Source organism: Variovorax sp. GW822-FHT04A09, from assembly GCF_058801005.1.
The window spans coordinates 361755-376974 of the sequence record NZ_JBXAMV010000001.1 but is presented as its reverse complement, the minus strand read 5'-3'; the positions used below and the strand labels follow the sequence as shown (position 1 = coordinate 376974).

Annotated in this window: 14 protein-coding genes; 9 read left to right on the top strand and 5 right to left on the bottom strand. The window is 70.1% G+C overall.

Features of this window, described 5'->3' with window-relative positions:
- Nucleotides 1–30: 30 nt before the first annotated feature.
- Together AC1RLW_RS01590 and AC1RLW_RS01585 are read right to left on the bottom strand one after the other, a co-directional pair.
- Nucleotides 31–846 (bottom strand): helix-turn-helix transcriptional regulator, encoded by an 816-nt coding sequence (locus AC1RLW_RS01590; RefSeq protein WP_493192043.1) that lies wholly within the window; start codon nt 844–846, stop codon nt 31–33.
- A 46-nt stretch (nt 847–892) separates the two neighbouring features.
- Nucleotides 893–1690, bottom strand: coding sequence for an acetoacetate decarboxylase family protein (locus AC1RLW_RS01585; protein WP_493192042.1), 798 nt, complete (start codon nt 1688–1690; stop codon nt 893–895).
- Nucleotides 1691–1926: 236 nt separating this feature from the next.
- Between AC1RLW_RS01585 and AC1RLW_RS01580 the strand changes: the two genes are divergently transcribed.
- Nucleotides 1927–2310 (top strand): response regulator, encoded by a 384-nt coding sequence (locus AC1RLW_RS01580; protein WP_307693163.1) that lies wholly within the window; start codon nt 1927–1929, stop codon nt 2308–2310.
- Between the two features lie 4 nt (nt 2311–2314).
- Here the strand turns inward: AC1RLW_RS01580 and gabT are convergent, their stop codons facing one another.
- The 3 genes from gabT to AC1RLW_RS01565 are packed head-to-tail and all read right to left on the bottom strand — an operon-like array spanning nt 2315 to nt 5835.
- A complete protein-coding gene (gene gabT, locus AC1RLW_RS01575) occupies nt 2315–3604 on the bottom strand; it encodes a 4-aminobutyrate--2-oxoglutarate transaminase (protein ID WP_493192041.1) in 1290 nt (429 codons plus the stop codon).
- A 30-nt stretch (nt 3605–3634) separates the two neighbouring features.
- Complete coding sequence (locus tag AC1RLW_RS01570; protein ID WP_493192040.1) at nt 3635–4873, bottom strand: serine hydrolase domain-containing protein; 1239 nt, start codon at nt 4871–4873, stop codon at nt 3635–3637.
- 14 nt (nt 4874–4887) lie between these two features.
- On the bottom strand, nt 4888–5835 hold the full coding sequence (locus AC1RLW_RS01565; protein ID WP_487849427.1) for a GntR family transcriptional regulator: 948 nt from the start codon (nt 5833–5835) through the stop codon (nt 4888–4890).
- A 163-nt stretch (nt 5836–5998) separates the two neighbouring features.
- Between AC1RLW_RS01565 and aptA the strand changes: the two genes are divergently transcribed.
- Genes aptA through AC1RLW_RS01525 form a run of 8 tightly spaced genes read left to right on the top strand, consistent with a single transcriptional unit; the run spans nt 5999 to nt 15204 of the window.
- Nucleotides 5999–7357: an omega-aminotransferase AptA gene (gene aptA, locus AC1RLW_RS01560; RefSeq protein ID WP_493192039.1), complete on the top strand. Its 1359-nt coding sequence runs from the start codon at nt 5999–6001 to the stop codon at nt 7355–7357.
- Between the two features lie 47 nt (nt 7358–7404).
- On the top strand, nt 7405–8502 hold the full coding sequence (locus tag AC1RLW_RS01555) for a C45 family autoproteolytic acyltransferase/hydrolase (protein ID WP_493192038.1): 1098 nt from the start codon (nt 7405–7407) through the stop codon (nt 8500–8502).
- A gap of 38 nt (nt 8503–8540) precedes the next feature.
- On the top strand, nt 8541–10139 hold the full coding sequence (locus tag AC1RLW_RS01550; RefSeq protein ID WP_493192037.1) for an ABC transporter substrate-binding protein: 1599 nt from the start codon (nt 8541–8543) through the stop codon (nt 10137–10139).
- 15 nt (nt 10140–10154) lie between these two features.
- The gene (locus tag AC1RLW_RS01545; protein WP_070061073.1) at nt 10155–11099 is read left to right on the top strand and encodes an ABC transporter permease; all 945 of its coding nucleotides are present in this window, start codon (nt 10155–10157) and stop codon (nt 11097–11099) included.
- Complete coding sequence (locus AC1RLW_RS01540; protein WP_159271486.1) at nt 11096–11911, top strand: ABC transporter permease; 816 nt, start codon at nt 11096–11098, stop codon at nt 11909–11911. The genes AC1RLW_RS01545 and AC1RLW_RS01540 overlap by 4 nt, the downstream gene beginning before the upstream one ends.
- Nucleotides 11908–13569 (top strand): ABC transporter ATP-binding protein, encoded by a 1662-nt coding sequence (locus AC1RLW_RS01535; RefSeq protein WP_493192036.1) that lies wholly within the window; start codon nt 11908–11910, stop codon nt 13567–13569. The genes AC1RLW_RS01540 and AC1RLW_RS01535 overlap by 4 nt, the downstream gene beginning before the upstream one ends.
- Nucleotides 13566–14555, top strand: a complete 990-nt coding sequence (locus AC1RLW_RS01530) for an alpha/beta hydrolase fold domain-containing protein (RefSeq protein ID WP_493192035.1) — start codon at nt 13566–13568, stop codon at nt 14553–14555. The genes AC1RLW_RS01535 and AC1RLW_RS01530 overlap by 4 nt, the downstream gene beginning before the upstream one ends.
- A 10-nt stretch (nt 14556–14565) precedes the next feature.
- Nucleotides 14566–15204, top strand: coding sequence for an FMN-binding negative transcriptional regulator (locus AC1RLW_RS01525; protein WP_493192034.1), 639 nt, complete (start codon nt 14566–14568; stop codon nt 15202–15204).
- Nucleotides 15205–15220 lie beyond the last annotated feature (16 nt).

The following is a 15220-nucleotide window of genomic DNA, read 5'->3' as shown; positions in this document are numbered from 1 at the left end:
CGCGGGGCGCTCGCTCGGGGGCGTAGTTTCTCACGCGACGGTTTTTGGCGAGCCGCCTGCCCGGTAGTTCCCCGGCGTCACGCCGAAGCATCGGCGGAACCAGCGCGAGAAATGCGCCTGGTCGGCAAAGCCGCATTGCGCGGCCACCTCGACGGGCGCATGGCCTTCGCGCAGCAGCACCTTGGCGCGGGCGATGCGCGCCAGCCGCGCGTACTGCGCCGGCGCCATGCCGACCGCCGCGCGGAACACGCGATGGAAGTGCTCACGCGACACGCCGAGCCGCTCGGCGAGCGACGTGGGTTCGATGCGGCAGGCGTCCTCGGTCGCGAGCAGGTCGCACACCGCCTCGACACGCGCATCGCCCGCGGCCCGCGCGACCGCCACGAGCGGCTCGGTCGTCTGCGTGCGGAAGATACCGTCGAGCAGCGCGTCGATGCGCGCACCGTCCTTCGCCGATGCCGCCTGCGCGAGCGCATCGACGCTCGCCTCGTCGCGCCAGACCTCCTGCCGCATCGACCCGCGCCGACCAGCCGGCCACCCCATTCGGGCCGCCACCCAAGCGTGCGGCACGTACAGCATCACCATGCGAAAGCCCTGCGCACTCACGCCGGCGGTGTGCAGCGCGAACGGCGGCATCAGCACCAGCTCGCCCGCCTGCGCCGAGCGGGGCGCGCCGGCGCAGACGAACTCGCAGCGGCCTTCGACGATCGCGCCCACGCTCCACTCCGCATGCCAGTGCAGCGCGAAGTGCGCCTTGGGATCGCCCGCAAACATCACCTCGACCGGCGTGCCGTCGGCCAGCGGCAGGCCGATCACATGCGAGGTCGTCGGGGCGGGAAGCGTCATGGCCCGCCGAGGGTAGCGCAGCCACCCGCCGGAGGCAGCGCCCTCCTCACACCGCGATCGCGCCGCGCACCGTGAGGCCCATCCAGCCCGCGCTGGCCTGCGTCGTCTGCACAGGGCCGAGCAGCGCGAGTTCCTCCACCGGATGCTCGTGGAAACGCAGCGTGGCCTCGCCCCGCACCCAGCCCGTTTCGACGCGGTCGATGATGTCGGCGCGCAGGTAGCGCGGCACCGCCACGCTGCCCGCCTGCGTCAGGTCTGGCCAGCCGATGGCGCCGATGGTGGGCGCGGCCAGGAAGCCGAGCGGCCCGCTCGCCTCGCCCGACAGCGTGACCGTGGCATCCACCAGCCGCCGCTCCTTCACGCTGAGGCTCGCGCCGAGCCGGCTGCCGGCCGCCATCGGCGCCGCAGCCGGATGGATCAGCGGCAGGCTGCGCGTCAGCCAGGTCTGGCCGATCTTCTTGGGCCAGCCCTGCAGCCAGCCGCGCAGCATCGAGATGTCCTGGTCGACGTAGATGAGCGGACAGTAGAAGCAGCGACGCGACGTGTCGCCGCGCGCCGGCTCGATCTCGAGCACCACGATGGTCTCGCGGTACTGCGCGTACACCGGGTCGAGCATCTCGCGCCCGTCGTCGCCGCACGATTGCCAGTCGGCGAAATGCACGCAGCCGTTGCCCGTGGCCACGCCGACCTCCGGCGGTACCAGCGCGGCGCCGCGTGCGGCATCGAACGAGAAGCCCACGTTGACCAGCCAGCCGGCGTAGTGCCACGGCGGCGCCTGCACGAGCGCGCTGCGGCCCGAAGCGGTGAAGGGTGGAGCGAAGGAAGACGAAGAAGAAGGCGACATCAAACAACCTGTCGTGAAGGAGTCAAAGAAGCCCCGCACGATAGGCACGCCCCGCGCCCGCGTCTTGTACGCCAGTGATGCAATGCACAAACAGCGCTTTCGCGTGCACGGGGGACGCCATGTGGCGGCGTTGTCCGACTCCGCCCCGCCCTCGCCTCGTGACAATGGACCGGCCCGGCAGACCCGCGCCACAAGCGCAGACGAGCCGACGCATTTCATTTCCAGGCTCCGCACCGATGACCCGCATCTACCTCATAGAAGACAACCCCCTGATCGCCACCACCCTGACCGATGGACTGAGGGAATTCTCCGGATGCGAAGTCGTCGCCACCGCCAGCAGCAGCGACGAAGCCATCGACTGGCTCGACGCCAACCCCGACGCATGGGACGCCGCCGTGATCGACGTGTTCCTCGCGCAGGGCAACGGCCTGACGGTGGCGAACCACCTGAGGGAACGCAAGTCGCCCGTGCAGCGCACCGTGGTGTTCATGAACCACGCGACCTCCGAGGTGCGTGAAGGCGCGCTGTCGGCGGGCGTCGATGCGGTGTTCGACAAGTCGCTGCAGCTCGAAGACTTTTACGACTTCTGCCGCACGCTCGGCATTGCGCCGCGCCGTTAGTCGTTCAGACGTTGGCCGCGCGAATCGATTCGGCCAGCAAGCCCAGCCCTTCTTCAAAAACCGCCTCCGGAATGGTGAGCGGAAACAGGAAGCGCACCACGTTGCCGTGCACCCCGCAGGTCAGCAGCAGCAGACCGCGTTCGAGCCCCGCCGCATGCACGCGCTTCGTGAACTCGGCATCGGGCTCGCCGCTGCGCGGATCGCGAAACTCCACCGCCACCATCGCGCCCAGGCCGCGCACGTCGCAGATGCGTGGCACCTCGGTGCGCAGCGCCGCGAGGCACGCCGTCAGCCGCTCGCCGAGCATGCGGGCGCGTGCGACCAGCCCTTCGTCCTCGGTCACGCGCATCGTCTCCAGCGCCGCCGCCACCGCCAGCGGGTTGCCCGCGTAGGTGCCGCCGAGGCTGCCGACGCGCGTGGCGTCCATGAGTTCGGAGCGTCCCGTGAGCGCCGACAGCGGAAAGCCGCCGGCCAGGCTCTTGGCGGTCGTGACCAGGTCGGCCTCGATGCCGTAGTGCTCCAGCGCGAAGAGCTTGCCGGTGCGCCCGAAGCCGGTCTGGATTTCGTCGACGACCAGCAGGATGCCGTGGCGGTCGCATTCCGCGCGCAGGTGTTCCATGAGTGCGGGCGGCGCCACGTAGAAACCGCCCTCGCCCTGCACCAGCTCGATGACGATCGCGGCCACGCGCTGCGGATCGACGTCGGTCTTGAACAGCCGGTCGAGCGCCGCAATGCTGTCGTCCACCGTCACGCCCAGCGGCGCGGCCGGAAACGGCACGTGCCACACATCGCCCGGCATCGGGCCGAAGCCCGCCTTGTATGGCGCGACCTTGCCGGTGAGCGCCATGCCCATGAAGGTGCGGCCATGGAAGGCGCCCGAGAACGCCACCACGCCGCTGCGGCCCGTGGCGGCGCGCGCGACCTTCATCGCGTTCTCGATGGCTTCGGCGCCGGTCGTGAAGAGCGCGCTCTTCTTGGCGCTGGGGCCGGGCACGAGGCGGTTCAGCTGCTCGCACAGCGCCACGTATTCCTCGTAGGGCGTGACGTGGAAGCAGGTGTGGTGAAAGTCGTCGAGCTGCGCGCGCACGGCCGCCACGATGCGCGGGTGGCGGTGGCCGGTGGCGAGCGTGGCGATGCCGCTGGCAAAGTCGACAAAGCGCCGGCCTTCCACGTCCCACAGCTCGGCGTTGTCGGCGCGGGCGGTGAAGTGCGGCGTGAGCGTGCCGATGCCCTGCGCGCAGGCGGCGTTCTTGCGGGCCTGCAGGCTCGCGTTGGTTGTGACTTGGGTGAGCATGAAGAAGAAAGAAGAGAAAAGAGAAGGGAATCAGCCGCGCATCAGGTGCTCGGCCAGCGCGCGAAAGGCGTGCATCGAGGTCGGCAGGTGCGCGTTGGCAGCCAGCGGGTGCGAGGCGAAACGCGCCACCACCATCTCGGCCTCGGGGTCGATGTGCAGCGCCTGGCCGTGGATGCCTTGCGCGGTGAAGGTGCGGCGCGCGTCGTGCGCCACCCACCACATGTTTCTATAGCTCCAGCCGGCCAGCCGCGTGTAGCCCGCGAGCGCGAAGCGCGCCGGATCGGCGCCGCGGCGGATGTCGGCCACCACGGCCTCGGGCACGATCTGCGTGCCGTTGAAGACGCCGCCCAGCCGCATCATTTCGCCCAGCCGCGCCAGGTCGCGCAGGCCGGTGCACAGGCCGCCGCCCGCGAACTCGGCGCCCTGCCCGTCCACGGCAAAGGCCGCGTCCTGCTCGGCACCCAGGCGCGACCAGATGCGCTCGCCCAGCACCCGCGCCAGCGGCTGGCCCGCCACGCGGCTGATGAGCCAACCCAGCACGTCGGTGTTCACCGTGCGGTAGGCAAAGGCCTCTCCGTGCGTGCCCTGCCCCTGCACGGTCTGCAGGAACTGGCGGTAGCCCTCAGCGCCCACATAGCCCGCGGGACGCGGCAGCAGTTGGCCGGCGCGCGCATGCTTCCACACGCCGGCGTCGGGGTCGGTGTAGTCCTCCGAGTAGTCGATGCCCGTCGTCATGTCCATCACTTGGCGTACAGTGGCGTGGCCGAAGGCGCTGGCCGCCAGCTCGGGAATGTAGTGCCGCACCTGCGCGTGTTCGTCGAGCGCGCCCTCGGCCGCGAGCATCGCGCCGACCGTTCCGACGACCGACTTGGTGACCGACATCGCCATGTGCTGCCCGTGTTCGTCGAGCGCGCCGAAGTAGCGCTCGTAGACGATGCGGCCGCGGTACAGCACCACCGCGCCGTCAGCGCAGATCGTTGTGAGCGCGCTGTGCCAGTCGGTGCGCGAACCGTCGGCGGGCAAGGTGAAGGCCAGCGTGTCGAGCTCCGGCCGCTCGGCGCGCGGCAGCACCGACACCGGGCCGGTGCCGCGCGACACGTTGCGCGTCGGCTGCAGCTCGCGCAGGTGCGAAAAGGCCCAGCGGTTCTCGGGCGCCTGGAAGATCGGGCGTTCACGCGGGCGCTGCACGGCCGTGCCAGCCGTGGGAAAACCATCGCGCCAGCCGTCGGCCAGCGCGGCATCGGGAGCCGTCGTTTCTTGGGTGGTCATAAGGGTGCGGTGTCTCATTCGCCGAGCGCATCCAAGTCGCCCATCACGCGGCGCTCCAGGATGTCGCTGGCACGGCTCAGGTGGGCGTGCATGTGCTTCGCGGCGACTTCGAGCTTGTTCTCCTCGACCGCGTCGAGGATCTGCAAATGCTCGCGACACGACTTGCGCAACAAGTCGATATTCACGAGCGGGTAGTCCGACAAGTCGGAGATGCGGCGTAGCCGGTTCTGCTGCTTCACGGCATCGAGGATGAAGCGGTTGCCCGACGCACTGGCCAGCAGCTCGTGGAACTGCGCGTTGGCTTCGAAGAATTCCATCCACGAATGGCGCGAGGCGTGCGTCAGCAAGGTCTGCTGCTGTTCGCGGCAGGCGAGCAGCCGCTCGTGCTCGACCTTGAAGCCCGGCTCGCGCAGCGCCGCGCATTCGACCACCAGGCGAAAGCGGTAGCTCTCGCGCTCGCTCTCGACCGAGTCGAGGGTTTCGGTGAACTCCCAGCGCTGGTAGTGGCGACCGCGCAGCACACCGTCCTGCAGCAGCGTGGTCATCACGTTGCGCAGCAGCGGGCGCGGCACGCCGTAGGTCTGGGCCAGCTCGAGTTCGTTGACGCGCGTCGGCAGCTTGCCCGCGAGGCGGTCGCGCAGCACGCGGTAATAGAGCGTCTTCTCCTCGTCCTCCGGCATCTCGCGGCGCGCACGGTCGAGCGCCTCGCGGTCGGCCACCAGCGTGTAGCCGCGGTTGGGCACGTGCGCCAGCAGTGCACGCTCGTGCAAGAGGCGCAGCGCGGCGCGCACCGGCGTGCGCGAGATGCCGAGCCGGCCGGCCAGATCGGTCTCGGTCATGTGGCGGCCGTTCTCGTAGCCGCCGGCCAGGGCCTGGTCGAGGATGTAGCGGCTCACGCGCTGGGTGAGCGGCGGGACCGACTTGTTGTCCATCTGCGTCTGCATCTGCTGCTGCGGGGCCATCCATGGGTCTCCGGAAACACGGGCTGGGTGCCGATCATCGCGGGTTCTTTGTATTTTTGGCCCTAAAAAACCATGTACATCTCACGCCAAAAATACAATTTGGATTTCAAGATCGGCCCCACGCCGACCCGGACGACGGGTCGTTTCCAAGGAGAAAAACACCGTGGCTTCCGCCGATACCCTGACAACGCCACCCGGTTCGCTCGACGCGTTCTGGATGCCCTTCACGCCCAACCGCAAGTTCAAGCAGGCGCCGCGCCTCATCGTCGGCAGCGAGGGCCTGTACTACGACCTGGCCGACGGCCGCCGCGTGCTCGACGCCATCGCCGGCCTGTGGTGCGTGAACGCCGGGCACCGCAACCCGCGGGTCAGCGCGGCGATGAAGGCGCAGATCGACGTGCTCGACTACGCCTCCAACTTCCAGATCGGCCACCCCGCCGCCTTCACGCTGGCGCAGCGCCTCACGCAGATGGCGCCGGCCGGCATGGACCACGTGTTCTTCACCAACTCGGGCTCCGAGTCGGTCGACACCGCGCTGAAGATCGCCGTGGCCTACCACCGGGCGCGCGGCGACGCGGGCCGCTACCGGCTCATCGGGCGCGAGCGCTCGTACCACGGCGTGGGCTTCGGCGGCATCTCGGTGGGCGGCATCGGGCGCCAGCGCAGCACCTTCGGGCCGCTGCTCAACGGCGTGGACCACCTGCCGCACACGCTCGACCTGGCGCGCAACGCCTTCTCGCGCGGCGAGCCGCCGCACGGCATCGACAAGGCCGACGCGCTCGAAGCGCTGGTCTCGCTGCACGACGCCTCGACCATCGCCGCCGTGATCGTCGAGCCCGTGGCCGGCTCCACCGGCGTGCTGCCGCCGCCGCGCGGCTACCTCAAGCGCCTGCGCGAGATCTGCGACAAGCACGGCATCCTGCTGATCTTCGACGAGGTCATCACCGGCTTCGGACGCGTGGGCAGCAACTTCGCGTCCGACCTGTTCGGCGTGACGCCCGACCTGATCACCACCGCCAAGGGCCTGACCAACGGCGCCGTGCCGATGGGCGCGGTGCTCATGCGCGGCGCGGTGCACGACGCCTTCATGCACGGCAGCGTGAGCGCGGTCGAGCTCTCGCACGGCTACACCTACTCGGGCCATCCGCTGGCCTGCGCCGCCGCCATGGCCACGCTCGACGCGTACACCGAAGACGGCCTCATCGCCCGCGCCGCCGAGCTGTCGCCCTACTTCGAAGACGGCCTGCACAGCCTGCGCGGCCTGCCGGGCTTGATCGACGTGCGCAACGTCGGCCTGCTGGCCGGCATCGAGCTGCAAGGCTGGGCCTCGGGCCCCGGCACGCATGCGCAGGCCGTGGCGCAACATTGCCTGGACGAAAGCGGCGTGCTGGTGCGCTCGGTGGGCGACACCATTGCGCTGTCGCCGCCGTTCACGCTGGAGCGCCGGCACATCGACCAGATCATCGACAGCCTGCGCGCCGCCATCGCGCAGACCGCACAAGCCACCGACACCGCCGCCTGAGCCCTCACGCCGCACCGACAAGACAAGCCCCGGAGACAAGACACACCATGGACATCGAATCGTTCCCCCTCTACGACATCGAAGGCGACGCGCAGCAGCGCGGGCGCCAGTACGGCCGCGCCGCCGGCGACCGCATCGACCTGAGCCTGCGCACCTACCGCGCCGCCTTCGAGCGCGTGGGCCTGAGCTGGGAGCGCACGCGCGCGCTGGCACGCCGCTTCATGCCGATGGTCGAGGCCTTCGACGCCGGCATGCTGCGCGAGATCGAGGGCGTGGCCGAAGGCGCGGGCGTGCCGGCCGAAGACATCGTGGCGCTCAACGCGCGCAGCGAAATGCTCTACGCCTTCCAGCAGCTCGAAGCCACCGAACCGCCCGACGGCTGCACCGGCGTGGTCGTCATGCCCTCGGCCGCGCGCGACGGCAAGCTCATCCATGCGCAGAACTGGGACTGGCGCGTCGAGAGCCTCGAACTCGGCGTGGTGCTGCGCATCCAGCCGGACGAAGGCCCGGCCATGCTCACCTTCGCCGAGGCCGGCACGCTGGCGCGCGCGGGACTCAACAGCGCGGGCATCGCCGTCACCGGCAACTTCATCAAGGCCGACAACGACGGCAAGCAGCAGGGCGTGCCGCTGGCGCTGATCCGCCGCGGCATCCTGCAGTCGACGCTGTACGCCAACGCGCTGGGCGTGGTGTGCCGCAGCGCGCGCTCGATCTCCAACAACATGATCATCACGCACGCCGAGGGCGAGGCCGTGAGTCTGGAGACCTGCCCCGAGCAGGTGTTCTGGCAACAGCCCGAAGGCGGCATCCTGGTGCACGCCAACCACTTCAAGACCCCGGCGGCGCTGGCGCGCGTGGTCGACCGCAGCCTGGAGACCACGCCCGATTCGCTCTACCGCGACCGCCGCGTGACCGAGGCGCTGCACAACAAGCGCGCAGCAGCTTTGCTCACCGAGCAGGACGTGCTCGACGCATTGCAGGATCGCTTCGGCGCGCCGCGCGCCGTGTGCCGCAGCCCGAGCGCGGGCCCCGGCGGCGCCTCCTCGGCCACCGTGGCGACCATCGTCATGGACCCGGCGGCACGAAAGATGCGCATCGCGCCGGCGCCCTTCAAGGCGCACCGCTTCACCGAGTATTCCCTCTGATCCGCCCGCCCCGCCCCGCCATCGCCAGGAGTGTTGCCATGAACCTGCCCACGCCCCCGTCCCTCCCTCCCGCTGCGCGCACCGCCGCCGCACTGGCCCTCGGCCTCGGCCTGGCCGCCAGCGCGGCCTTCGCCCAGGCCCCGGCCGGCCAGACGATGCGGATCCAGATCAACTCCGACATCCGCTCCACCGACCCCGGCGGCAACCGCGACGACAACACCGACAACGTGCTCACCCATGTCGTCGAAGGCCTGGTCGCGCTGCGCGAAGACACCTCGGTCGGCCCGATGCTCGCGAGCAAGGTCGACACCTCGGCCGACGGCCTGACCTACACCTTCACCCTGCGCGACGGCGTGAAGTTCCAGAACGGCGCGGTGCTCACCGCCGACGACGTGGTGTGGAGCTGGCAGCGCTACCTCAAGCCCACCAGCGGCTGGCGCTGCCTGCCCGAGTTCGACGGCAAGGGCATGACCAAGGTGCTCGCGGTGGAAGCGCCCACGCCGAAGACGGTGGTTTTCAAGATCGAGCGCCCGAGCGCGCTGTTTCTCACGATGATGGCGCGCCCCGACTGCGGCGGCGCCGCCATCGTGCACCGCAGCTCGCTGGGCGCCGACGGCCAGTGGAAGGAGCCCGTGGGCACCGGCCCCTACAAGATCAAGGAGTGGAAGCGCGGCCAGTACATCGAGCTCACGCGCTTCGACGGCTACACCTCGCGCCCCGAAGCGCGCGACGGCCTCACCGGCGGCAAGAAGGCCGAGATCGAGAACCTGCGCTTCGTCGTCATTCCCGACTCGGCCGCGGCCAAGGCCGCGCTCTACAGCGGCGGCATCGACGCCTTCATCAGCCCCAGCCCCGCCGACGTGGTCGAGATGCGCGGGCGCAGCGACGTGCGCGTCGACACCACGCCGGTGATGACCATGGTGGCGCTGCTCCTGCAGACCACCGACCCGCTGCTGAAGGACGTGCGCATCCGCCGCGCGCTGGCACTGGCGCTCGACACGCCCGAGATCGCCAAGTCGGTCACCGAGGGCCTGTCGGCCGTCAACAACTCGGTCGTGCCTTCGTCCAGTCCGTTCTACAGCCCCGTGCAGGCCGGCGGCTACAAGCGCGACATCGCCGGTGCCAGGAAGCTGCTGGCCGAGGCCGGCTACCGCGGCCAGCCGATCAAGCTCGTCGCCAACAAGCGCTACGAGGCGCTGTACTCGGCCGCCGTGCTGGTGCAGGCCATGGCCTCCGAGGCCGGCATCAACATCGAACTCGAAGTGCTCGACTGGGCCACGCAGCTCGACCGCTACACCAAGGGCCAGTACCAGAGCATGGCGTTCATCTACTCGGCGCGCATCGACCCCTCGCTCAACTACGAGATGGTGTCGGGCGACAAGGCCACGCAGCCGCGCAAGGTGTGGGACAGCGCCGCCGCGCAGACCCGGCTCACCGAAAGCATGGTCTCGCGCGACAAGGCGCGCCGCCAGGTGCTGTTCGACGAGCTGCACAAGCAGATGCTGCAGGACGTGCCGATGGTCGTGCTCTTCAACGCCAGCGACGCCACCGCCATGCGCAAGAGCGTGACCGGCTTCAAGGGCTGGGCGCCGGCCAAGCCGCGGTTCTGGAACGTCCGGCTCGACGCGCGCGGCTGACGGGGCGCCGCCGCCATGCTTGCCTACCTCTTGCGCCGGATCGCCATGACGGTCCCGACGCTGCTGCTGGTGTCGATTGCCGTCTTCACGCTCATGCGGCTGATTCCGGGCGACCCGGTGCAGCTCATGCTCGGCGAAGGCGCCGACCCCGCGCAGCTCGAACTCGCACGCCAGCAGATGGGGCTGGACCAGCCCCTGGTCACCCAGTACGTCGTGTGGCTACGCCACGCGCTCACCGGCGACCTGGGCGTGTCGACCACCAACGGCCTGGCCGTGCTGCCGCTGATCTGGGAGCGCTTTCACGTGAGCGCCGTGATCGTGCTCACCGCCGTGGCGCTGGCCTCGCTGATCGCCGTGCCCGCCGGCCTCGTCGCCGCCTGGCGCAAGGACCGGCCGACCGACCTCGCCATCATCGGCGCGGCCACGCTGATGCTGTCGGTGCCGAGCTTCTGGCTCGGCCTGCTGCTGCTGATGTTCTTCGGCCAGTACCTGCACTGGCTGCCGGTGGTGGGCTACGTGCCCATGTCGGAAGACTTCTCGCAGGGCCTGATGTACGTCATCCTGCCGATCGTCACGCTGGTGCTGGTCGAGACCGGCGTGCTCACGCGCATGTCGCGCGCCAGCACCATCGAGGTGCTGCGGCTCGAGTACGTGACGCACGCGCGCGCCAAGGGCGTGCCCGAGTCGCAGGTGCTGCGCCGCCACGTGCTGCCCAACGCCTTCAATCCCACGCTCACCATGATCGGCCTCATCCTGGGCCATCTGCTGAGCGGCATCGCGGTGCTCGAAACGGTGTTCACCCTGCCCGGCCTGGGCCGCCTGATGATCGATTCGATCTTCGCGCGCGACTACCCGGTGCTGCAGGGCTGCCTGCTGTTCACGGCCTGCATCTACGTGGTCATCAACCTGATCGTGGACATGTGCTATCCCCTCTTCGATCCCCGGGTGTCAGTGCAGTGAAAAAGATCAAGACCCATACCCTCGTGGGCGGCGTGCTCATCGGCGTGCTGCTGGTCCTGGCGCTGGTGGCCGCGCTGTGGACGCCCTACAACCCGCTGGGCATCGACCTGCGCGGCAAGCTGCAGCCGCCCTCGATGGCGCACTGGCTGGGCACCGACGAGTTCGGGCGCGACGTGGCCAGCCGTGCCATGCGTGCGGCCTCCACCAGCTGCCTCATCGCGCTGCTCACGGTGGCACTGGCCACCGCCGTCGGCCTCGTGGTGGGCGTGCTTGCCGGCTTCGTGCGCGGCTGGACCGACCGCGTGCTCATGGCCTTCAACGACACGCTGCTGGCCTTTCCGGGCCTGCTGCTGGCGCTGGGCGTGATGGTGATCGTGGGCGCCAACCAGTGGGGCATCGTGCTCGCGCTGAGCATGGCGTATGCGCCCTCGGTGGTGCGCGTGGTGCGCGGCACCGTGCTGTCGCTGCGCGAGCGCGAGTACGTCGAGGCCTCGCGCATGATCGGCAACGGCGAGATCTACACCATGTGGCGCCACATCCTGCCCAACTGCGTGGCGCCCGTCGCCGTGCTGGCCACCAGCATGTTCGGCTGGGTGCTGCTGTCGGAAAGCGCCCTGAGCTTCCTCGGCCTGGGCGTGCCGCCGCCCGCGCCCACCTGGGGCAACATGCTCTCCAGCGCACGCCCCTACATGGCCTCGGCCGTGTGGCTGTGCCTGGTTCCGGGCCTGTGCATCGCGCTCACGCTGCTGGGCATCAACCTCCTGGGCGAATCGCTGCGCGACCGGCTCGACCCGCGCACGGAGAAGTCATGACCCATTCCTCCTCTTCCGCAGCGCCCGTGCTTTCCGTGCGGCACCTGAAGATCGACCTGCACGGCGGCGCCCAGACGCTGGTGCACGACCTCTCGTTCGACGTGCGCCCTGGCGAGTTCCTTGCCGTGGTGGGCGAATCGGGCAGCGGCAAGACCATGGCCGCGCGCGCCATCCTGCAGCTGCTGCCGCCCGGCATCGCGCAAAGCGGCGGGCAGATCGTGTTCGACGGCGAAGACCTGAGCACCCGCGACGTGAAGGCCATGCGCCCCATCCGCGGGCCCGGCATCGGCATGGTGTTCCAGGAGCCGATGGTCTCGCTCAACCCGGTGCACCGCATCGGCGAGCAGATGGCCGAGGGCCTGCGCATGCACACGAAGCTGTCGGCCGCCGAGATTCGCGCGCGCTGCCTCGACATGCTGCGCCGCGTGCAGATCGCCGACCCCGAGCGCTGCCTGCACGCCTACCCGCACGAGTTCTCGGGCGGCATGCGCCAGCGCATCATGCTGGCCAGCGTGATGCTGCTCCAGCCGCGCCTGCTGATCGCCGACGAGCCGACCACCGCGCTGGACACCCTGAGCCAGCGCGAAGTGCTCGACCTGATGGTCGGCCTCGCGAAGGACCAGGGCACGGCCGTGCTGCTCATCACGCACAACCTCGGGCTGGTCGGGCGCTATGCGCAGCGCGCCATCGTGCTGGAGAAAGGCAAGCTCGTGGAGACGGGCGACGTGCCCGCCATCCTCGTCGACCCGAAGCAGCCCTACACCCGCAAGCTGGTCGACGCCCTGCCGCGCCGCCAGGCCGCGAAGCCGGTGCCTTCTGCCCCACAGCAACCGCTGGTGCAGGTGCGCGGCCTGTGCGTGAGCTACCCCGGCCCGCGCGCCGGCTTCTTCAAGCGCCATGCGCCGGTGCAGGTCATCGACCAGCTCGACCTGGACATCCACCCCGGCGAGATGGTCGCGCTGGTGGGCGGCAGCGGCTCGGGCAAGACCACGCTGGGCCGCGCCATCCTGCGGCTCGCGCCGTCGCACGCGGGGCAGATCCTGTTTCGCGGCGACGACGTGCGCAGCGCCGACCGCGCCGCGCTGCACCGCTTCCGGCTCGCCTGCCAGCTTGTGTTCCAGGACCCGTTCTCGTCGCTCGACCCGCGCATGCGCGTGCAGGAAATCGTGGCCGAACCGCTGCGCCACCTGCCCGCGCTCGACGCCGCCGCGCGCGGGAAGCGCGTGCACGAAACGCTCGACGAAGTCGGCCTGGACGGCCTGGGCGCACGCTACCCGCACGAACTCTCGGGCGGCCAGCGCCAGCGCGTGGCGATTGCGCGCGCGCTGGTGCGCCGGCCCGCCTTCGTGGTGGCCGACGAGCCCGTGTCCGCGCTCGACATGACCATCCAGGCGCAGGTGCTGCGGCTCTTTCAGAGCCTGCAGGCGCACCACGGCTTTGCGTGCCTCTTCATCAGCCACGACCTGGCGGCCGTCGAGCAGATCGCCGACCGCGTCGTCGTGATGGAGCGCGGCCGCATCGTCGAGCAAGGCCCGCGCGACGCCGTGTTCGACCGGCCGAGCCATGCCTACACGCAGGCGCTGCTGGCGGCCACGCCCCGGCCGCTCGCGTCGCTGGCCGAATCTGTCTCCTGCCCTTCCGAGAAAGTTTTTGCGTGACTGCCTCCTCCTTGCCCGCCACCTGGCTGAACCCCACCGCCCCGCCTCCGCTCGACCCGCAGATCGTCGAGTTCATGCGCCTCATGGCGGCCGAGGGCGGCCGCTACCCGAAGCGCCACACCATCCCGATCGCCGAAGGCCGCGCCAACGCCGAGAAGGTGCGCGCGCCGTGGACCGAAGGCGGCCCGACGATGGCGCGCACGGTCGAACAGCAGGTGCCCACGCGCCACGGCAACGTGCGCATCCGCGTGCACTACCCCCAGGCGCGCAGCCTGCAGGGCGCGCTGGTCTACATCCACGGCGGCGGCTTCGTGCTGTTCAGCCTCGACACCCACGACCGCGTGATGCGCGAGTACGCGGGCCGCGCGGGCATCGCCGTCATCGGCATCGACTACACGCGGGCGCCTGAAGCGCAGTTTCCGCAGCCGCACGACGAGTGCGTCGACGTGATGCGCTGGCTCGCGGCGAACGCGGGCACGCTCGACATCGACCCCGCGCAGCTCTTCATCGGCGGCGACTCGGCGGGCGCGAACCTGTCGGTGGGCGCCTGCCTCGTGCTGCGCGACGCGGGCGAGGCGCTGCCGCTGGGCATGCTGCTGAACTACGGCGCCTACAGCACCGAGCTGTACCGCGAGTCGGTGGTGCGCTACGGCGCGGGCGAGTACGGCCTGTCGCTGCACATGATGGTGTGGTTCTACGGCCTGTACCTGCGCCGGCCCGAAGACTTTCGCGACCCGCGCCTGGCCAGCCTCACGGCGCGGCTCGAGGGCCTGCCGCCCGCGTGCCTGGCGATCACCGAGTGCGACCCGCTGCACGACGACAGCGTGCTCATGGCCGCACGGCTGCGCGAAGCCGGCGTGGCCGTGACCGACGTGCTCTACCCCGGCACGATCCACGGCTTTCTCGAAGCGGTGTCGATCGCCGACGTGGCGGGCCGCGCCTTCGACGACGCCGCCCGCTGGATGCACGCGCGGGCCGCGCGCTGAAGCCCTCGCCATGTACACGCCCAAACCGTACGTCGAAGACGACCTCGCGATGCTGCACGCCGGCATCCGCGCGTGGAGCTTCGGCACGCTCATCACCGTGGGCCCATCAGGCGCCAGCGCCACGCACCTGCCCTTCCTGCTCGACGCGCAGGACGACGGCCCCGGCCTGCTCACCACGCACCTGTCGAAGAAGAACCCGCAGTTCGACGAGCTGCGCGCGGGCGCCGAAGTGCTCGCCATCTTCCAGGGGCCGCATGCCTTCGTCACGCCCAGCTGGTACGTGAAGCAGAGCACCTTCCCGACCTGGAACTACACCGCGATCCACGCGCGCGGCACGCCCCGCGTGATCGAGGAGCGCACGGCCATCCATGCCGTGCTGCGCCGCACTGTCGCGCTGTACGACACGCCGCTGGGCGGCAACTGGGACTTCGACGCCATGCCCTTCGACTTCGTGGCGCCGCGCCTGGACATGATCGCGGCGGTCGAGATTCCGGTGCGCGTGCTCGAAGGCAAGTTCAAGCTCAACCAGGACCGGTCGGAAGACGATCGCAAGGGCGTGATCGCCGCGCTGGAGCGGCTGGGCGATCCGCAGGGCGTGGCCGTGGCCGGGCTCATGCGGCAGAAGATGGCGTTGACGGTGACGGGCTGAATCGCGGCGGCACAAT